This window comes from Erwinia sp. JH02 (genome assembly GCF_013074405.1).
Taxonomy (GTDB): Bacteria; Pseudomonadota; Gammaproteobacteria; order Enterobacterales; family Enterobacteriaceae; genus Erwinia; species Erwinia rhapontici.
This window is the reverse complement of record NZ_JABANZ010000005.1, coordinates 396,493-415,668: the sequence shown is the minus strand read 5'-3', so window position 1 is coordinate 415,668 and position 19,176 is coordinate 396,493. Positions and strand designations below refer to the sequence as shown.

21 protein-coding genes are annotated in these 19,176 nt (G+C 52.0%); 16 read left to right on the top strand and 5 right to left on the bottom strand.

Translation table 11 applies throughout. The features are described 5' to 3' along the window. The first annotated feature begins 1 nt into the window (after position 1). From HHI26_RS14550 to HHI26_RS14520, 7 genes are all read left to right on the top strand, one after another. Positions 2-346, top strand: a complete 345-nt coding sequence (locus HHI26_RS14550) for a gamma-glutamylcyclotransferase (RefSeq protein WP_133842536.1) — start codon at positions 2-4, stop codon at positions 344-346. A gap of 595 nt (positions 347-941) precedes the next feature. Then, positions 942-1,628, top strand: coding sequence for a DUF1120 domain-containing protein (locus HHI26_RS14545; RefSeq protein ID WP_133842535.1), 687 nt, complete (start codon positions 942-944; stop codon positions 1,626-1,628). 79 nt (positions 1,629-1,707) lie between these two features. Further along, a complete protein-coding gene (locus HHI26_RS14540; protein WP_133842534.1) occupies positions 1,708-2,418 on the top strand; it encodes a fimbria/pilus chaperone family protein in 711 nt (236 codons plus the stop codon). A gap of 3 nt (positions 2,419-2,421) precedes the next feature. Beyond that, positions 2,422-4,908: a fimbria/pilus outer membrane usher protein gene (locus HHI26_RS14535; protein WP_159336808.1), complete on the top strand. Its 2,487-nt coding sequence runs from the start codon at positions 2,422-2,424 to the stop codon at positions 4,906-4,908. 33 nt (positions 4,909-4,941) lie between these two features. Next, positions 4,942-5,610, top strand: coding sequence for a DUF1120 domain-containing protein (locus HHI26_RS14530; protein ID WP_133842532.1), 669 nt, complete (start codon positions 4,942-4,944; stop codon positions 5,608-5,610). Continuing rightward, positions 5,610-6,341 (top strand): fimbria/pilus chaperone family protein, encoded by a 732-nt coding sequence (locus HHI26_RS14525; protein ID WP_133842531.1) that lies wholly within the window; start codon positions 5,610-5,612, stop codon positions 6,339-6,341. Before HHI26_RS14530 ends, HHI26_RS14525 begins: the two co-directional genes overlap by 1 nt. A 52-nt stretch (positions 6,342-6,393) precedes the next feature. Next, complete coding sequence (locus HHI26_RS14520; RefSeq protein ID WP_133842530.1) at positions 6,394-6,948, top strand: hypothetical protein; 555 nt, start codon at positions 6,394-6,396, stop codon at positions 6,946-6,948. 91 nt (positions 6,949-7,039) lie between these two features. On the opposite strand, the gene ppa is transcribed toward HHI26_RS14520, so the two are convergent. The 3 genes from ppa to HHI26_RS14505 form a co-directional block, all read right to left on the bottom strand. Continuing rightward, positions 7,040-7,570 carry an inorganic diphosphatase gene (gene ppa / locus HHI26_RS14515; protein WP_133842529.1) on the bottom strand — a complete coding sequence of 177 codons (531 nt, stop codon included), beginning with the start codon at positions 7,568-7,570 and terminating at the stop codon, positions 7,040-7,042. A gap of 155 nt (positions 7,571-7,725) precedes the next feature. After that, entirely contained in the window at positions 7,726-8,160 is a 435-nt protein-coding gene (locus tag HHI26_RS14510; protein WP_133842528.1) for a putative T6SS immunity periplasmic lipoprotein, read from the bottom strand. Continuing rightward, positions 8,160-8,693 (bottom strand): type IV secretion protein Rhs, encoded by a 534-nt coding sequence (locus HHI26_RS14505; RefSeq protein ID WP_133842527.1) that lies wholly within the window; start codon positions 8,691-8,693, stop codon positions 8,160-8,162. Before HHI26_RS14505 ends, HHI26_RS14510 begins: the two co-directional genes overlap by 1 nt. Positions 8,694-9,118: 425 nt before the next feature. On the opposite strand from HHI26_RS14505, the gene HHI26_RS14500 reads away from it, so the two are divergent. Continuing rightward, positions 9,119-10,684: a methyl-accepting chemotaxis protein gene (locus tag HHI26_RS14500; RefSeq protein ID WP_133842526.1), complete on the top strand. Its 1,566-nt coding sequence runs from the start codon at positions 9,119-9,121 to the stop codon at positions 10,682-10,684. Between the two features lie 110 nt (positions 10,685-10,794). Here the strand turns inward: HHI26_RS14500 and fbp are convergent, their stop codons facing one another. Next, positions 10,795-11,793 (bottom strand): class 1 fructose-bisphosphatase, encoded by a 999-nt coding sequence (gene fbp, locus HHI26_RS14495; protein WP_133842525.1) that lies wholly within the window; start codon positions 11,791-11,793, stop codon positions 10,795-10,797. Between the two features lie 167 nt (positions 11,794-11,960). Here fbp and mpl point away from each other — a divergent pair, with 167 nt between their 5' ends. Continuing rightward, a complete protein-coding gene (gene mpl, locus HHI26_RS14490) occupies positions 11,961-13,313 on the top strand; it encodes a UDP-N-acetylmuramate:L-alanyl-gamma-D-glutamyl-meso-diaminopimelate ligase (RefSeq protein WP_159336810.1) in 1,353 nt (450 codons plus the stop codon). Between the two features lie 104 nt (positions 13,314-13,417). Here mpl and yjgA read toward each other — a convergent pair whose 3' ends face one another. Further along, a complete protein-coding gene (gene yjgA / locus HHI26_RS14485; protein ID WP_133842523.1) occupies positions 13,418-13,963 on the bottom strand; it encodes a ribosome biogenesis factor YjgA in 546 nt (181 codons plus the stop codon). Positions 13,964-14,126: 163 nt separating this feature from the next. Between yjgA and pmbA the strand changes: the two genes are divergently transcribed. The 7 genes from pmbA to HHI26_RS14450 all read left to right on the top strand — a co-directional run bounded on the left by pmbA (position 14,127) and on the right by HHI26_RS14450 (position 19,153). Continuing rightward, complete coding sequence (gene pmbA, locus HHI26_RS14480) at positions 14,127-15,467, top strand: metalloprotease PmbA (RefSeq protein WP_159336811.1); 1,341 nt, start codon at positions 14,127-14,129, stop codon at positions 15,465-15,467. A gap of 96 nt (positions 15,468-15,563) precedes the next feature. Then, the gene (cybC, locus tag HHI26_RS14475; RefSeq protein WP_133842521.1) at positions 15,564-15,947 is read left to right on the top strand and encodes a cytochrome b562; all 384 of its coding nucleotides are present in this window, start codon (positions 15,564-15,566) and stop codon (positions 15,945-15,947) included. A 594-nt stretch (positions 15,948-16,541) separates the two neighbouring features. After that, positions 16,542-16,883: a glycine dehydrogenase gene (locus HHI26_RS14470; protein WP_133842520.1), complete on the top strand. Its 342-nt coding sequence runs from the start codon at positions 16,542-16,544 to the stop codon at positions 16,881-16,883. An 84-nt stretch (positions 16,884-16,967) separates the two neighbouring features. Beyond that, positions 16,968-17,327 (top strand): SFCGS family glycine-rich protein, encoded by a 360-nt coding sequence (locus HHI26_RS14465; protein ID WP_133842519.1) that lies wholly within the window; start codon positions 16,968-16,970, stop codon positions 17,325-17,327. Then, complete coding sequence (locus HHI26_RS14460; RefSeq protein WP_133842518.1) at positions 17,327-17,626, top strand: DUF4312 family protein; 300 nt, start codon at positions 17,327-17,329, stop codon at positions 17,624-17,626. The genes HHI26_RS14465 and HHI26_RS14460 overlap by 1 nt, the downstream gene beginning before the upstream one ends. A 92-nt stretch (positions 17,627-17,718) precedes the next feature. Further along, the gene (locus HHI26_RS14455) at positions 17,719-18,495 is read left to right on the top strand and encodes a DUF4311 domain-containing protein (RefSeq protein ID WP_171149280.1); all 777 of its coding nucleotides are present in this window, start codon (positions 17,719-17,721) and stop codon (positions 18,493-18,495) included. Between the two features lie 7 nt (positions 18,496-18,502). Then, a complete protein-coding gene (locus HHI26_RS14450) occupies positions 18,503-19,153 on the top strand; it encodes a DUF4310 family protein (RefSeq protein WP_133842516.1) in 651 nt (216 codons plus the stop codon). Positions 19,154-19,176 lie beyond the last annotated feature (23 nt).

Here is a 19,176-nt window from a genome sequence, read left to right as displayed (position 1 = left end):
AATGCGAATAATTGTCTATGGTAGCCTGCGGCGTAAGCAAGGTAACAGTCACTGGATGACGAACGGGCAGTGGCTGGGCGATCATCAGATCGACGGCTACGCACTTTACAATCTTGGTCATTACCCGGGAGTCGTGGCGGGTGAAGGGCAGGTCTATTGTGAGGTTTACCGGATTGATGCATCAACACTGGGCGAACTGGATGCGCTCAGAACCAAAGGCGGTGAATACAAGCGCGAGCTGTTAAAAACCCCTTACGGTAGTGCCTGGCTGTACGTTTATCAGCGTGCCGTCACGGGCAAAAAGCGTATCACCAGCGGTGACTGGCTGCTGCGAGATGCAGAGTAGTTGCCGATTTTTCGATGATTCACACTATACAAGCCGCCTTCTTTGAAGGCGGCTTTGTTTTTTTGAACCATAATGTTGTTAAATCCTCACTGTTAACCTTTATCTTATGTCATGCTTACATTATTCTATTATGCGTTCACTTATTAGAGATAATAAGCGTGTATTTTCTAAGTAATATCTTATTTAATCCTCATTGAAATTATTCTCTTTTACAGGGATTAGGTGTCTTTGTGGTTTTAATTCCTGAATTTAGGTGCTCATATGGAGTAATATTTTGTTTGGTCGTTTTTCGTAGTTATATTATTGTCATTTCTGATTTTTTGTTTATTATCCACCCCCTGATTGTTGTTTTATTTCTTCCTTTAATCGTTATCATATTGCGTTATTATGAGAACTAATTGACGTATTTAAGTGATGGTAATGATTTAATGTGCCATTTTTAATGTCTTTCCATTGTCATTTATCGGAAAAGGAACATCCAACGAATGAGCGTGGCGAAAAGAGAGTTTTTGCCATTGTTTGTAAAGAAGGTTATGTCTGCCCATATCGGGCTGAGTAATGACCGAAACCCATAGTATATAAAGGATTATCTAATATGAAAAAGATGACCACTCTTGCTGTATTGATTGTTGGTGCCATTGCTTCAGGGCAGGCGCTGGCGGGCGGAAGTGCAACGCTTGACGTTAAAGCGACCATCGTGCCTGGTGCTTGTAATGTCGTACTTCCTTCCGCTTCACTGGACTGGGATAATATTGACCCGGCCTCGCTGCACCATGAGCTGTTCACTGAGTTACCGGCGAAGCAGCTGACGCTGAATGTAAATTGCCCGGCAAAAATGATGTTCGCCGTCAAAGCCATTGATAATGCAACGAAGGGTGTTGCACCTTTAGGTCCCGATCCATCACTGAGCGACAGCTATTTTGACTTTACGTCGACCGCTGAGAAAAATGCTCCTGTCGGTGGCTATAGCATTAAAGCATTGACCGCGGGCAGTACCTCTGATCAAACCAAAGCAACGGCATTAGTCACCTTCAAAAATGGCAAGTGGAATGAAAAGCCTGCCAATGCAGATTACGCATACTTCCCTTCTTCCGCTCTCGGTAATGATGCTGCGCTGGATATTAGCACCAGTGATAGCAAGACTAAATATCTTCGTGATAGCGCAATGAATAAATCATTCTCATTAGAAATTCGTCCATGGATTGCCCCGGTCTCTGAACCTGCGTGGGGAAATGACGTTGACCTGAAAGGCAGCGCCACGTTTGAAGTTGTTTATATTTAACTGAAGTTGCCACCGGCAGGACTGTTCACTGTTACAAGCCAGAGTCAGTCATGCCGGTGGCTTTTTATAGAATTCATGGATGAATGCTATGTTGATCAAACTTTTTCGGCTATGCCTGTCAATATTTTCATTAGTAGTTATCTTTCCTTCCTGCGCGGTGATGCAGCCTAAAACGTCATTGGTGTTAATTCAGGAGGGGGCGGGTGGCGGCAGTATTAACGTCACCAATACCGATGATAAGGACGCATTGTTGTACGTTAAGGTCATTGATCTGCCTGATGATAAATTTCCCCAGTTGATTGTGACGCAACCTGTAATGCGCGTGGCGGCAGGCCAGACTCAGCGAGTCCGTTTTGTCTTAACCAGCGATCGTCCGCTCACCACCGAACATATAAAGCGTGTGACATTTGAAGGTATTCCTCTCACCACCGGGGAGAGTAATAGTGTCAACATCAGCGTACGGCAGAATCTGCCCGTGATTATTCATCCTGACGGGTTGGCGAAAAATAACGCGCCCTGGAAAAATTTACAGTGGCGGGTCAAACAGGAAAAGCTAACGATACATAATCCAGGTGCCTGGGTGGTCAGATTAGCGCCCAGCTTCCTCCTGATGCCTGTCAATACAAAAGTGGCGCTGGACAAGAGCTACATCCTACCGGGGGAAACCCTCTCCGTGGCGTTTTCTGATAAACAAGCGCTGGCAAAAGCCACCAACGTCCGCATTGATACCGTTTCACAGTATGGGTATGAGGTTGGCAATGTCGAGCTTCCCATCAGCCACGGGGATTAACCTGTGTCGTGTTCTTACCGCTTTACCTCAAACAAATTATGCCACTGCGCGCTGCTCACGGCGGGTGCCCTGACACCGACTTACCTTTGCGCGCAGGAAAAAAATGAACATCCTCAGCAGCAGCAAAAAGTTCAGCGCTCCTCCGACTCTCCCGCCGTTCCGGTTCTCCATGAATCTGTTACTGAAAGGATCCTCAAAGCCAGGGGCATTGACCCGGCTTTACTGACCCTTCTCGACAACTCATCACGATTTCCCGCCGGGCCCGCGCTGGTGGATATCAGCGTTAACGGTGAGTTTCGTGGCGCCTTCGATGTCGTGTTTAACCCGAAGGGGGGATTGTGCTTTACCCCTGAGTTGCTTAATCAGCTGGGGTTAAAGCTGCCCAACAGTGACCCTTTGCCTGATACGGACTGTTTTGACTGGGTACAGCAGGATCCTGCTATCAACATTCGTTTTGATACCCAAAATCTTTCCGCCAGCATTGTGGTGCCGGAAGCTGTGTTGCAGCCGCAGTACAAAGAGATTACGGGTGAGTCCGGGGGAATGGGAGCACTGCTGAACTATAACTATTTCAGCTCGGTGAACCGGAATGCCGGCACACTGAATCGCTATAGCTTTCTGACGCTGGAAGATGGTTTCAATATCTCTAACTGGATGGTACGCAGCTGGCAGCAGTTTAGTCAGCAGGATGGAAAGCTCAGTTCTGATATGAACTCACTGTATGCAGAACGGACCTTTGAACGCTGGCAGAAGCGCTTCCAGATCGGGCAAATTGGTGTCAGTAATACGCTGTTCGAGCTGGGTGATATTAATGGCATCCAGATCATCCCGGATGAGGGATTCCAGCAGGAGGGTGAAACTCAGGGAGTTGTTGAAGGTATTGCTAACACACCTCAGGCGCGGGTAGAAGTGCGCCAGTACGGTATGCTGATCTACAACACACTGGTGCCTGCCGGGCCATTTCGCTTAGATCGTATTCCGCTAAAAAACCTTAATAGCGACCTGGACATTACCGTGCTGGAAACCAACGGTCAGCGACAGCAGTTTACCGTCCCTGCTAACCGAATGAGGGGGGTAAACCCTCGTGGTATGCAGGGCTTTTCTCTCGCCACGGGCACGCTTCGCTCTATTGGCGGGGGCGGGTCGGGGGCGCCACGCTTACTCACTATGAATCAGAACTGGCGACCGCTGGGGCGCTTACTGGCACAGACTGGCCTGCTGATGTCGGACAAATATCAATCCGTCGCGTTGTCGGTGGGGCAACAGGTGGCACAGGGGTTGCAGCTTGCTGCGCAAATGACGGCGGCCAATGACCGCTATCACGGAGCACGGAGTGCGCGGCTGTCGCTGTCGGCAGATTACCTGATTACTGAAGCCTTTTCGATCGGTGGTAGCGTCAGTAAAAGCACGCCCTCGTACGCCTCACTCAATCAGGCCAGTATGCCGACCCAGGATTATTACGATAAAGATAATACGCAGTACACGCTTTCAGCCAGCTGGGCGACGCCGAGGTTCGGCACTTTTTCCGTTAGTCACGCGGAAAGCACCAGCTTTGGCAAAGCCATGTCGACGACGCGTTACAATATGATGAGCTGGGGCACCAACATTAAAAAGATGCTACTGACGGTGAGTTTTTCCCACAGCACGGGCATATATCAAAGCAATAAACAGTTGTCGGTTAACGCCAGCCTTCCTTTAGGCAAGCAATACGTCAACAGCTATTACCGTAGCTCAAGAAAGCGTAGCCAGTTAGGCAGCGAGATCAGCGGTCCTGTTAACCGTGACGTGGGTTACAACCTGTCAACAGAGCGGGATTTGAAACAGCATAACCAGTCAGTGCAAGGGGGGCTCAGTGCCAACCTGCATTACACCAATCTTTCTGCATCGGCAGGGCACAGCGGCAATCATTCCAGCAACTACTCCGTAAGCGGTAGCGGTGGCATCGCCATGGTGGGTAAAAATATCCTGTTCTCCCCCCTCCCTGTCGGACAGACCTTTGGCATGATCGCTATGAATGAAAGGCTGGCAAACGTGGCGATCAGCACGCCCGGGGGCACCACCTGGACGGACTGGCGGGGTCTGGCGCTGGTGCCTCAGCTTCCGGCGTGGCGGCCCGGAAACCTTGATCTGAATACGGAAACATTGCCGAAAAAATCGGATGTTAATAACGGGCACCACACCGTCACACTTGCGCGGGGAAGCGTGAAGCGCATTAACTACACAGTGTTGACCAGTCGGCGTGTACTGCTGGATCTTACCCTGAGCGATGGTACCCCGTTGCCGCGTGGCAGTAAGGTGATGGACCACCAGGGTGAGATGTTGACCATAGCCATCGACAATGGGCTGATCTACCTGAATAACTCACCCGAGAAAGCCACACTGCTGATTGATGTGGCAGGGCGCAATAAGCGCTGCAGCTTCACCTATCAGCTGGACGATCAGCCAGAGGATGGCGGTCCCTATCAGAAAATGAGCGGTGTCTGCATTTAGCTTGTGACCTGTGTCTTAAAAAGGAATTGTGCAATGGAACTGAAAAGAATGCTTTCCGGTATCACCCTGCTAACGGGGATGGTGCTCAGTACTGCGGTTCCCGCCAGCACCCAGGCCACGTTGCAGATACGAGGTACTATTCAGCCCGCCTCCTGTGATATTCATTTTGATGGCGGGGGCATACTCGACTGGCAGCAGATTAGCGCTGCCAGCCTCTCATCCTCCAAATCCACCCCACTGGCGACGAAGAATATTAAGCTGAATATCAGCTGCGAAACGCCCACGCTGTTTGCCGTGAGGGCCAGAGATATCGCTGAAAAAGCCGGGGAAGCGAAGATTGACGGAAAAGCGGCTGAGACCAGTTTCAGCCTCGGAGCTACCGAAGCGGGAAAAAATATCGGTGCATACCGCATCCATACCCCGGCGGACAGGTCCATGGTGGACGGGCATCCTATGCAGAAACTCACCCTCTCGGCCGATGAAGGAAAAAGCTGGGCAGAGGCGAAGGGAAGCGTGCTGTGGAAGTATCAGGGAGAGGAGCTTGTGTCTTTCACCTCCGATATGTTGCGGGTGCCGATCCCGGCAAAAAATGTGGTCTTTGATATCAATGTCACCCCCTGGGTCGTCGCCCTTGATACCCTTGGAACATCGGATGAAGTGACGATTGCCGGCAGTGCAACCTTCGATATTGTATATCTCTGATGGCTTTCATCATCCGTAGTTGCAAATCCTGGTCTGTGGGTCAATACATACTGTGTAGCCTGCTGGCGCTGTCCATCGCACATCCGGCGGGGGCGGTGATGAAGCCTGAAACCTCTATGATCATGATTAATGAAGAGGCAGAAGGCGGAAGCCTGAACGTTACCAATACCGCAGACTACGAGGCACTGCTGTATGTGAAGGTCTACAGCCTGCCGGACGATCCCCAGCCTCAGCTGCTGGTGACCCAGCCGGTGACCAGGCTGGCAGCGGGGCAGACCCAGCGGCTACGCTTCTTACTGCACAGCCGGGGGCCGCTCAAGACCGAGCATATGAAGCGGGTGATTCTGGAAGGGATCCCACTACAAGCACTGAGCGGCAAGAATACGGTGGGCTTGAGCCTCAGGCAGGACCTCCCGATCATTATTCATCCTGCCGGTCTGCCAATGAAGTCAGATCCCTGGGAAGCATTGAAATTTTCGGAAACGAGTGGTGTGTTAACCATCGCTAACCCCAGTCGTTATGTGGTGCGGCTGTCGCAGACCGTCGTGCTGTTGCCCTCGATGAACAATATCATGCTGAGTAAAAGCTATATTCTTCCCGGCGAAACGCTGACCGTTAAGGGCCAGGATGCTGCTGCTCTGAAAAACAGCAAGCAGATCCAAATCCAGAGCCTGTCAAAATATGGCTATGTCGCGGGTTTGTTTATACAACCGCTGGAGCATCAAGGTTAATTTCTCTGCTGCATCGCCAGCTTTCAACGGGAAACACATGAAGGAACGGAAAATGGACTGTAGGAAACGTTCGCGCCCGCACCGCCGTCAAGGGATGCGTCTGATGGCGGTCAGTCTACTGCTATGTTCAGGGTGGGTTCAGGCTGAATGTCGCATCAGCACGGGCACGGGGATGCTGGATTATGGCCGGATAAATACCCAGGTCACACGAGGCCCTGATGGGAAACATCACCTGACATCGCGTGCAGCCGTATTCAGGGTGGAGTGCGATGAACCCCGGAAAATTCGACTGGCTTTCACTGACATTAGCGGCAGTCAGCGGCAGTTCGCCTTTGGTCGCGACGGTGAACTTGAGGCAGATATTTCTGCGCTGATGCTGGACGATCGTGCGACGGCTTACCGCGATCTCTCTTCACTCGCAGGGCAAAAGAGTGACGTTAGCCGACAAACAGGCACGCTGCTGCCAGGAAGTGAGATCGAGATTGTCGACGCGGGGCGCCATTTAAACTTTATTGTGACGTTGCATCCTGTGTTCACGGACCAGCTCTTTGCTCTCCAGGATGATTATCGGCCGGGGAACGACATTACGGTATCGATTATCGAATAGCGGAGAAGCGGGATAAAAAAACACCGCCGTGGCGGTGTTTTTTCGGCGTCAGTGGAAGAGAATCTTCACTGGCGCGAGCTGTGCCGGAAGATTATTTCTTCGCAGCGCGCTCGAAGGAGGAAACGATTTCCGCTTTAGCGGCTTCTACGCCTTCCCAGCCGTCAACCTTAACCCATTTGCCTTTTTCCAGCGCTTTATACTGCTCGAAGAAGTGGGTGATCTGGCCGCGCAGCAGTTCTGGCAGGTCGTTCACATCCTGGATGTGCTCGTACTCTTTGCTCAGTTTGCTGTGTGGAACCGCAACAACTTTGGCATCTTCGCCAGATTCGTCGGTCATTTTCAGCACGCCAACCGGACGGCAGCGGATCACAGAGCCAGGCTGTAACGGGTAGGGTGTTGGCACCAGGACGTCAACCGGGTCACCATCCAGAGACAGGGTGTGGTTGATGTAACCGTAGTTGCACGGATAGAACATCGCTGTCGCCATGAAACGGTCAACGAACAGTGCGCCAGTCTCTTTGTCGACTTCGTATTTGATTGGAGAGGCATTTGCCGGGATCTCGATTACGACATAGATATCATCTGGCAGGTCTTTACCCGCTGGTACCAGGTTCAAGCTCATTATGAATTCCTTCAATCATCTTAGGTTGAGTGCCGGGTATTATAGCCAGGTCATCTTCAAAGTACCTTCCTTTTTCCGCCTTTCAGATTGCTCCGTGCCGGGGCATCAATGACAGTGAAATGCTGCGCTATGCGATGCCCGGCTCACGATGATGGCTAATCCTCCACGTCGGGCTGGGGTATGGAATATTCACTCGGTGCAAAGGGGTGTGGCTCACCGTTGACCATGTTGAATTCAGAGACAATATAACGGCGTCTCATCTTCTTAGTGGGTGAGCGTAAAGCGATATCAACCCGCCTGGCGCCTGAGTTCGGGAACTTGTAATACGTTTCAGGAATGCAGAGCTGATCATTAGCAATTTTTAAAGCGGGGAATTCTCTGTTGAAGCCAGACATCTCCGGTGCACGACTCTCTCTGATAACCAGATAATGAGCATAATAGTCGCTGGCATTTTTAATCTGGAAACACACTCCGGCATTTGTCAGGGACACCTGTCCGAGCTCATTGGGGGGGCTGTAATGGCCCATCCACCCGCAGCCGGTAAGAAGCGAGGCAATCAGGGCGGGAAACAGCACTTTTTTTATTGTCATCACAGGCTCCACGGAAAGGCTCGCAGCGTATATTTATACTGTTTTAGTAACTCATCATCGGATAAATCATCACTGTTAGTACAACCCCTGTTTGTTTTCCAGTAAGCACGGCCATTGAACTGCGTAAGTAGATAATAATCTCCAATAATCTGTGCCTGCTGCTCCATACCGTAAGTGCTAAGTGGCCAGCTGTCTAAAGCATATTCATACTTTGCCATCCAACTGACCAGGCCCCGTAATTTGACCTTCATGCCGTGCTGGTACTGCCATACGTGTGACAGTTCATGGATAAAAGTATGCTGCCTTCTTATATCGGCTTTAGAAAAATCAGGGCTGTATTCATCTCGAAAGTACATTTCTCCATTGGGTGACATAGAGACCCGCTTGAGTTGCAGACCAAAAGGCAAGTAACTGCCTTTATGGATCCACACTTTCGGGTAGATGATCGTGTCGCGAAAAATTTCCTTCGCCATATTAATCTCGCCCAATGTCATCAGGCGCAGACTGCCGCCCTTAGTATCATTATCAAACATACAAATCCCTTGGTGTGTTTGTGGTTATTTCCCGTGCAGCATAGCAAATGTCTGTTTTGCTAAAAATTCTACAATCTGTGATTTTCTTAGTGCGATGACATGACACTTGCCTGGAGTCTCTTTTCGCCACTGAACAAGATGAGGGCTGTCAGGGGATTAATTTGGTTTATTCATCATTGTTAAATCATTTCTCTGGTTTTACATGGATCTAATCCATCATCGTCTGTATTTTCCTTCAGGGTCATTTCCCTTCTGACGTTTGTCCACAATAAAAGCGTTGAAGCGCCCTTAATTCACGCTTACGGGTTCCCTGTGCTGGATCAATTTAATCTTTATTATGGTTAAAGCTGGGTAATGTTATTGCCGATAACATGGTCGATTTAGGGACCAGGAATGACCAGGCTTAACACTATCGGGAAATGATCATGCTTAAGAGAATCTCAATACGTACGGGTTTATTGGCGCTGCTTGCCATGATGACGCTGCTGCTTTTAGTGGTGAGTGTCATGGGCATTATCGCGATTCAAAAGGGCAATCGCTCACTGGATGTGATCAACCGCATTCAGGGCATTGAGTTGAACGCACTGTATATGAGTAACGGCAACCTATTGCGCACCCGCGCCACCGCAGCGCTGGCCATACGTAAAATGGAAATCGGCCTGCCGGACGAAGCGGAAAAAATAGCCACACGTTCCGCCAGTTACGTGGTTTTATCGCAGCAGGAGCTGAAACGATTCATTGATGCCGGAACCGTCACTGAACACGGCAGAATTCTGGCGGAAGCCGTAGTGGCAACCCATGAAGATTACCTGGTTAATGGCATCACGCCAATGATGGCGGCGCTGCAAAAACAGAGCGTGGATGATTACTACAGCGTTCTGGAAGGAAACCTCTCCGACCTTGCAGGCAAATTCTCTGGCGCAGTATCGGCTTTTGGTGCTTATGCCGACGACGTCAGCGCAACACAGATGGCGCAGGCCGCGCGTAACCAAACCATGATGACCGTTCTGATTCTGGTGAGCGGCGCGCTGACACTGCTGCTGGTGGCGCTGGCATGGATGATTTTGCGCATACTGCTCCTGAAGCCGCTGGATCAGGCTATCAGGCATCTTGAGCATGTGGCGGGTGGCGATCTGACGCAGCCCGTGCCGGAAAGCGGTGACAACGAGTTGGGCCGATTAAATGCCGCACTGGGAACGATGCAGCAGTCGCTACAGCATTCGGTTGGTCTGGTGCGCGATGCCAGTCTGCAAATCGATATCGGCAGCCGCGAACTCGCCTCGGGCAACCTCAATCTCTCCCAGCGAACTGAAGAGTCTGCGGCATCGCTGGAACAGACGGCGGCGAGCATGGAGCAGTTAACCGCCACGGTGAAGCAGAATGCAGATAACGCCCAACAGGCACATCTGCTGGCGCGTGCTGTTTCTGATACCGCCGATCGCGGGGCAGAAGTAGTGTGTTACGTGATGGAGAAAATGGGGGAAATCTCTAACAGCTCGCAGCGTATTGGCGACATTCTCGGTGTGATTGATGGCATCGCCTTCCAGACGAATATCCTGGCGCTGAACGCTTCTGTTGAAGCGGCACGCGCGGGTGAGCAGGGACGCGGTTTTGCCGTTGTCGCCACCGAGGTACGTAACCTGGCCCAGCGCAGTGCAACGGCGGCGAAGGAAATCCGTACGCTGATTAGTGAGTCGCAGATTCGCGTCAACGAAGGTTCTGATATGGCGACCAAAGCGGGTGAAACCATGGATGAAATCTCGACGGAAGTGATGCGAGTCACCACGTTGATGAAAGAGATCTCCAGCGCTTCGCAGGAACAGAGTCGCGGTATTGAACAGGTGAACCAGGCGGTGACGCAGATGGATGAAGTCGCGCAGCAGAATGCCGCGCTGGTGGAAGAAGCGGCCGCCGCAACGCAGTCGCTGGAAGAGCAGTCCCAGCAGCTGGTGCAAACCATGGCGGTATTTAAGGTCACTCAGGCGGCATAAATCGTTGGGGGCGGCCGCTTTTCTGGTCGTTTCCCCAAAAGAAAGGGCGGACCCGAAAAAAAAGGTCCGCCCCTACGCTTTGGTCAGTCGAAATCGTTAAATTTTACCGATTAGTTATCCGGGAACTCGCGCAGGAAACGTTCGGTATCATCGACCATATGGTCATTGCCGACGAAGAACGGCGAACGTTCATGCAGGCTTTCTGGCACCAGGTCCAGAATACGGTTTTTGCCGTCAGAGGCTTTACCGCCAGCCTGTTCCGCCAGAAACGCCATTGGATTGCACTCATACAGCAGGCGCAGCTTGCCTTTCGGGTGGCTGGCGGTGCTTGGGTAGAGGTAGATACCGCCTTTCAGCAGGTTACGGTGGAAATCTGCCACCAGCGAGCCGATGTAGCGTGAGGTATAAGGACGTTGGGTCGCGACATCCTCTTCCTGACAGAATTTCAAGTATTTCTTCACACCCTGCGGGAAGCGGATGTAGTTACCTTCGTTGATGGAATAGGTGTAGCCCTTTTCCGGGAAGGTCATACGTTCCGCGCTCAGGCAGAACACGCCCAGTGACGGGTCGTAGGTAAAGGCATGTACGCCACAGCCGGTGGTATAAACCAGCATGGTAGAGGAGCCATAAACGACGTAACCCGCGGCAACCTGCTGGCTGCCAGGCTGCAGGAAGTCTTCTTCGGTCACCGGCGTACCCGGAGGGGTGAGACGGCGGTAAATTGAGAAAATGGTGCCGACAGAAACGTTGACATCAATATTTGAGGAGCCGTCGAGAGGATCCATCAGTACCACGTACTTGCCGTTTTCCGCGCCTTCGAAGATCACGAACTCATCTTCTTCTTCTGACGCGATACCTGCAACAATGCCACGGGCCTTCAGTGCGGCTTTGAGTTTTTCATTGGCAAACAGATCGAGCTTCATCTGTTCTTCGCCCTGAATATTTTCAGCGCCGCTGGCACCCAGAATATCGACCAGGCCTGCTTTGTTAATATCGCGGTGGATAATCTTAGCGCCCAGTTTGATCGCGGAGATCAAAGCGGTCAGTTCACCTGTTGCGTGCGGAAAGTCGTGTTGCTTCTCGACGATAAATTCGCCTAACGTTTTCATAACACAATCCCTGAATCTGCGGTTGAGTAGCAGCTTGATTCACAAACTGCCAACGTATGCGTACGCAGTTTAGCCGATTGAACGCTAAAGAACATAGGGCAAATCCGTTTCTTCCGCACGATGGGGGCGTTACACTAAGGCCGAACATTTTACGAAACGGACCTTTTATGCGTATTCATATCCTCGGTATCTGCGGCACCTTTATGGGTGGACTGGCGATGCTGGCCCGCGCGCTCGGCCATGAAGTGACCGGCTCTGATGCTAACGTTTACCCGCCAATGAGCACGTTGTTGGAGAAGCAGGGTATTGATTTAATTCAGGGTTATGATGCTTCTCAGCTCGATCCTGCACCGGACCTGGTGATCATCGGTAACGCGATGACCCGCGGTAATCCCTGTGTGGAAGCGGTGCTGGAGCGCAATATTCCTTATCTCTCTGGCCCACAGTGGCTGCATGACTTCGTCCTGCGCGACCGCTGGGTGATTGCGGTCGCCGGAACCCACGGAAAAACCACCACAGCGGGCATGGCAGCGTGGATTTTACAGGCCTGCGGCTATGAACCCGGTTTTGTCATCGGTGGGGTGCCTGGAAATTTTGATGTTTCCGCGAATTTAGGAAAAAGCCCATTCTTTGTGATTGAGGCGGATGAGTACGACTGCGCGTTCTTCGATAAGCGCTCGAAGTTTGTTCATTACTGCCCGCGTACCCTGATTCTGAACAACCTCGAGTTCGATCATGCCGATATTTTTGACGATCTGCGTGCTATTCAGAAACAGTTTCATCATCTGGTCCGCATCGTGCCAGGCCAGGGAAAAATTATCCTGCCAGAGCATGATGCTAACCTGAAACAGGTGATCGCGATGGGCTGCTGGAGTGAACAGGAAACCGTGGGCGACACCGGCCACTGGCAGGCGAAGAAACTCTCTACGGATGCCTCACACTGGGAAGTGCTGCTGGACGGCGAGCGCGTGGCAGAAGTGAACTGGTCGCTGGTGGGGGAGCACAACATGCATAACGGCATGATGGCCATTGCCGCTGCACGTCATGTTGGCGTGAAGCCCGAAGATGCGGGGCGTGCGCTGAATGACTTTATCAATGCCCGCCGTCGTCTGGAGCTGCGTGGAGAGAGTAACGGCATTAAGGTCTACGATGACTTTGCCCATCACCCAACGGCTATCCTCGCTACGCTGGCGGCGCTGCGCGGCAAAGTCGGCGGCACTGCGCGCATTCTGGCGGTGCTGGAACCCCGTTCGAATACCATGAAAATGGGCATCAGCAAGGACGATTTAGCCCCGGCGCTGGGGCGTGCTGATGAAGTGTTCCTTTATCAGCCGCACCACATTCCGTGGCAGGTTGCCGAAGTGGCCGAGGCCTGCATTCAGCCGGCGCAGTGGAGTGCGGATCTCGATACACTGATAGAAATGATCGCCAAAAAGGCCCAGCCGGGCGATACCATCCTGGTCATGAGTAATGGCGGTTTTGGTGGGATTCATCAGAAATTGTTAGATCGATTGGCGTAATATGCATTGGGCGAGGCATGCCTCGCCCTACGCGCCTGTGGTGGGCATGCCTATGCCTTTGCGTAGGGGTCGGGCACGCCCGACCTGATACTCACAGCAATACGTTACGACGCTTCGGCCAGCTCACGCAGATACTGGAAGATCTGGCGATAAGCTTTCGGCGGTTTGTTGGTCGCTTTCTCTTTCTGCGCGTTACGGATCATCGCACGCAGCTGCTGGCGGTCGGCATGAGGATAGAGGTTCAGCACCTCTGGCACCGCATCATCACCTTGCTCCACCAGACGGTCACGCAGCACTTCCAGTTTATGGAACAGTGCGACCTGCTGGTTGTGGCGGTTCTTCAGCTTATCCAGTGCCGTACGGATCGGCTCTTCATCACGTGAACGCAGCATTTTACCGATCAGCTGCATCTGGCGGCGGCGGCCTTCTTTCTTAATCTTCTGTGCCAGTTCAATGGCGGCACGCAGATCTTCATCCAGTGGGATTTTGTCCAGGGAGTTTTTCCCCAGTTCCACCAGTTCAGCGCCAAGGCGTTTTAGCTCCTCGGCATCACGTTTAATCTCACTTTTACTGACCCAGATAATCTCATCATCTTCTTCTTCTTCGTTATCTGGTACATCATCGAGCCAGTCGTCGGGCTGCTTGGTCATTGGTACGGCTCCTGAAAAAGAGGCTAATGCTATCAGGTTACGAGGCTACTGCGAAATTGTTCTCTGAGTCTGTTAGACTCAAATGAAGCCTTATCACCCTGGTGTGGTTATACCAGCGCGGTAAGCCACCGAAAAATCGCACTATTAATTATATGGCAGGTCGATGAAATTACTCTCCCAAGTTGCAGAACAGCGTAAAACCCTGGAACAGGCGATAGCGACAGCACTCGAACTGGCAAAGGCCAGCAGCGACGGAGCAGAAGTCGCGGTAACCAAAACCACCGGCATCAGCGTGAGTACGCGCTATGGCGAAGTGGAAAATGTTGAATTCAACAGCGATGGTGCCCTGGGCATCACTGTTTATCATCAGAATCGTAAAGGCAGCGCCTCTTCAACTGACCTCAGCCCGGACGCGATAAAGCGCACCGTGCAGGCCGCGCTGGACATTGCCCGCTACACCTCTCCCGATCCTTACGCGGGTGTGGCCGACCGTGAGCTACTGGCCTTTGATGCGCCGGATCTCGATCTGTTTCACCCTGCTGAGATCGATGCCGATCGCGCTATCGAACTGGCGGCTCGCGCCGAGCAGGCCTCACTGAAAGCGGATAAGCGTATTACCAACACCGAAGGCGGCAGCTTTAACAGCCACGTCGGGATTAAAGTGTTCGGTAACAGCCACGGGATGCTGCAAGGCTATTGCTCCAGCCGCCATTCGCTTTCCAGCTGTGTGATCGCGGAAGAAAACGGGGATATGGAGCGCGATTACGCTTACACCATTGGTCGTGCCATTGAAGACCTGAAGTCACCGGAAGCCGTGGGCGAAGAGTGTGCCCGTCGCACCCTGTCACGTCTTTCTCCACGCAAGCTGTCGACAATGAAAGCGCCGGTGATGTTTGCTGCCGAAGTCGCAACAGGCTTATTCGGTCATCTGGTAGGCGCGATCAGCGGTGGCAGTGTTTATCGTAAATCGACGTTCCTGCTTGATTCCCTGGGTGAGCAAATCCTGCCGGAGTGGCTGACCATTGAAGAACATCCGCATCTGCTGAAAGGCCTGGCCTCTACGCCGTTTGATAGCGAAGGTATCCGTACCCAGCGCCGCGACATTATCAAAGAGGGTGTGTTGCAGAACTGGCTGCTGACCAGCTACTCCGCCCGCAAACTGGGGCTGCAAAGCACCGGACATGCTGGTGGTATTCATAACTGGCGCATCGCCGGACAGGGCCACAGCTTCGACGCAATGCTAAAACAGCTCGGCACCGGGCTGTTGGTGACCGAGCTGATGGGGCAGGGCGTGAGTGGTATCACGGGGGATTACTCTCGCGGAGCATCGGGTTTCTGGGTGGAAAATGGCGTGATCCAGTATCCGGTCAGTGAAATTACCATTGCCGGTAACCTGAAAGACATGTGGCGCAATATGGTCAGCATCGGTAGCGACATTGAAACGCGTAGCAATATCCAGTGTGGATCCGTTCTGTTACCAGAAATGAAGATCGCAGGGCAGTAATTTACAGATTTACGCGTATGCTGAAAAGGCGGCTGTGAAAACAGCCGCCTTTTTTAATGCCTGAATGATACCCATTTATAAAAAATAGGATCTGAGATGCGTAAGTTATTGATTGCAATGTTGAGTACGACCCTGATGTTAAGTGCCTCGGTGATGGCACAGGACCTGGAAGGCGATATGGATATCCTGAAAGGCGCTTATCGCACGGTACAAAAGACCGATGATAAGGCGGAAATGGTCAGAGCATTAACCGATATGCGTGCTGCCGCTGAGAATGCGAAAACTCAGACGCCGGATAAGTTAAAAGGCCAGGCGGCCGACAGTGCTGGAATGAAAGATTATCGTGCAGAACTGGACACACTGATTGGCCAGATTGATACCAGTCTGAAACTGGCAAACGGCGGTGATCTGGCAGGCGCAAAGGAAGAAGCGAAGACATTCTCCGCTACCCGAGATGCCGGTCATAAGAAGTTTCGTTGATCACACAACCCTGATCAAAAACGTTTAGCTTGAACCTGAGAGGCGATGAATAAACCCATCGCCTTTTTTCGTAAAATAGCTGAGTGAAAACACTGTAGATAATGAGAATATCTCGCGATTTTTTCTTGTTCAGAATCTTTCTCTGACTTCCCTTGTCAGGCAGATAAACGCGAGAGTTTTCACCATGAAAAGTGATCTATAATATTTTCGATTATTAATAACCTGATAATTGAGTTGTGAAAAACTGGTAAACCCGCAAATCCCGGGAACATAAAAATTTATGTGGCAGGGAGGCGCGGGTGTTATCTTTTTTATTCTCCGCCTGGTATTTCTTCATAAGTTTTACTTCTATTTCTGTGATTATTGATATGTTTTCCCCCGTATATATCCCTTTGCCTGCGTTTATTAAGCAGGTAACGCTGTTTTTTTGTGATTCACATCTCAATTTAACGGTGTTCGTGCACGTTTCAACGTTTTTGCGACATCAATCCGGCGTCATCTGTTTATTTCCGTTTCAATGTGGAAAAAGTCGTTCTACACAGAAAGGTAACGTAGAGGTAATTTATTCCCATCGTTAATTAAGAGGGGACGAACGTGAGTAATGGAATAGCGCCAGTGAACGCGGTAACAGAACAGGATAATGAAATTCAGTCGCTGGCTGCGCGGGTGATGACACAAATTACCGAACTTTTTGCCGCCCGAAATATTCAACCTAATCCTGTTCAGCAGCAGATGCTCACCTCCCATGTGCGTGCGATGGCACTGCGTTCTCTCACCGGAGAAGCGCTGCCAGAAGTGGAAGAAGAACTGTTTGAGGATATCTCGCCAGAGTCAATGACGCTGGCACAGCAGGTTGTTGATTTGTTCGGTAACCTGCCGAAAGAAGAGGCCTGGCTACTCTCCGTTCATTTCGAAGTAGCCAAAGAAAACGAATAAACCTGGGGTCGGACATGCCGACCCCTACGACAATCCGTAGGGGCGGGGCATGCCCCGCCCGTTGCAACCAATAAGGAATACAACATGTCTCAAATTATCGTCGTGATTGGCGACCGTTTAGGTAAAGGCCAGAAAGTCGCTGCCGGAATCGAAAAAGCCGGCGGCAAAGCGATTGTAGTACCGGGTGTTGCGGCAGACATGAAGTTGGGTGATGTCATGAAGGCGGAAAACGCCACTTTCGGCATCTCCTTCTGTGGCAGCGGCGGCGCGGGTGCCATCACTGCTCAGAATAAATATGGCTACAAAGCTAAGCATGGAATGCGCTCCATTGATGAAGGTGTGACCGCCATCAACGAAGGTGCCACGGTACTCGGCTTCGGCTTTATGGATAAAGAAGAGTTGGGTGAGCGTCTGGTGCTGGCGTGGCAGAAGAAGCACGGCTGATGAAAGAGCAATTCACCACCACGGTGAGCGTTAGCGGTAAGGGCGACAGCAAAGGAAAAGCCTTTGCCGATGCCCTTAGCCGGGTACAAAACACGGTACTGAAATCCACCAGCAAAATTCTTCTGCGTATTGAGCCGGTGGATGTGAAGGTGCTGCAGGCCAGTGTTCGCACCAAAACGGAAAAGTTTCTGTTCTTCTTTCTGGCGCGTGAACGGCGGCTCTACAGCGTCGATCTGGAGATCACCGTCAACGTGGTGGTGGTGGATACAGACAACGTGGATTTCATCGTTTCCCACTAAAAAAACATCAGGGCGCATACACCTCCACGCATTCAGATGCGGTAGTCCGTCTACCGCCTGAGGCGAAGGGGTTATAACAAAAGGAAAGACCGATGTTCCTCATTATCTTATTTAAGTCATTGATTATCGGCGGACTTGTCGGTGTTGGTGTGGGCGCAGGCGCAGCACGCATGTTTCATGCCCCGACCACACAGGGCATGGGCGCTTTTCGTACATTGGGCGAACTGAACTCCTGTGAGGGCGATCCTGCCTCCCACTTCTCTTTCGGCCTCGGCTTCTTCTTTAATGCCTGGGCATCGTCTGTGGCGGCGGGTTCTTTTACTCAGGACGTTGACCACCGCATTATCCCTAACTGGGGGGCCGCGGCACTGATGGTCAAGAACCGCAACGTGGCAGAAACCCTGCACAACCCGAAGAAAATGGCGATCGCCTGCGGCATCATCGGCATGATCGTGGTGGCGTTCCTGAACTCAACGGCGTCAGCAGTACCGGCAGCCTTGCAGGTGACGGCAGTGAAGGTGCTGGTACCTGCGGCTAACCTGCTGGTCAATACGGTCATGCCCGTGATCTTCTGGCTGGCGGCCATTGATGCCGGTAAAAAGTCCGGTTTCTGGGCCACCATTTTTGGTGGACTGGCGCAGCTAATCATGGGGAATGCGGTACCGGGCCTGGTACTGGGCATCCTGATTGGCAAAGGGGTTGAAGAAGCGGGCTGGAACCGTGTGACCAAGGTGATGATGATGGCCATCGTCCTGCTGTTCGTGCTAAGCGGGTTCTTCCGCGGCTTTGATATGAAGCTGCTGGAGTCCTTCCATCTGGGTGTGCCTGGCTGGCTGGATATGATCCACAACTCCCTGAGCGGTAAATAAGAGGACGATGGTAATGGAAAATACAAAAAGTGGTTTCTGGTATGCCGACTGGTCGTTTCCGATCTTTGTCGGGCTGCTCTCTTCTGGTGTGTTCGCCGGTACGCATATGTATTACGTCTACGGGCTGGGTGCTTTCAACGAAGTGGCCTTCGTCTCCATGCTGCGTGCGGGAATGGAAACTGGCGTTTACGGTGCGGTAGCGGCCTTCGGTGCCAGCTTCCTGTTTGCACGCATTATTGAAGGATCGCTGGTGGGGATCCTCGATATTGGTGGCGCGATCCAGACCGGGATCGGCCTGGGCGTGCCTGCGCTGCTGCTGGGGGCCGGGTTTATCTTCCCGGTAGCAAACTTTGCCGCCTCGCTGGTAACCGGCCTGGCGCTGGGCCTGGCAGTGGGATACCTGATTATTCTCGCGCGTAAATTTACCATCAACAACAGCGACTCGACCTACGGCGCTGACGTGATGATGGGCGCGGGCAACACCTCTGGCCGCTTCCTCGGTCCGTTAATTATCTTGTCTGCGATGGCGGCATCGATTCCCATTGGGCTGGGTGCGCTGGTGGGATCGTTGCTGTTCTACCTGTGGAACAAGCCGATTACCGGTGGCGCAATCCTGGGGGCGATGGCGCTGGGAGCGATCTTCCCGGTCGCGCTGTAACTAACCCGCGTGGCGGCGGGATG